This is a genomic window from Gilvimarinus sp. 1_MG-2023 (assembly GCF_030548285.1).
In genome coordinates this window covers 1-392 of sequence record NZ_JAUOSC010000274.1, presented here as the reverse complement: position 1 = coordinate 392, position 392 = coordinate 1, and the positions used below count along the sequence as shown (strand labels likewise).

1 protein-coding gene is annotated in these 392 nt (G+C 53.1%); it reads left to right on the top strand.

The annotated features are described in order from the left end of the window. Positions 1 to 181: 181 nt before the first annotated feature. Positions 182 to 392: hypothetical protein (locus Q4563_RS16765; protein ID WP_442903771.1), on the top strand; the 211-nt coding region annotated here is incomplete at its 3' end.

Genomic DNA, 392 nt, shown 5'->3' with positions numbered 1-392 from the left:
ATCGGGCTTGTCCGGGATGGAACCAGGCCGGTGGTTCTCATGGATTTGATAGTTATCAACAGTTCTTGCCACGCATTATGGCATTTGTCAGCCACCGTTTCCGGTTGCGTTGAGCGGCGGGTGAATGATACCCGATGGCTGGGTATACTCCGTGCCTGCCGTACCGTTAACAGAGGTCAACATGTCTGACACCAGCAAAACATCTGGTCAATACACCGCCGCATCCATTGAAGTTCTGAGTGGACTGGATCCGGTGCGCAAACGTCCGGGCATGTATACGGATACCACGCGTCCTAATCATCTGGCTCAGGAAGTGATTGATAATTCGGTGGATGAGGCTCTGGCTGGCCATGCCTCGCGTATTGATGTCACATTGCATGCTGATGGCTCCA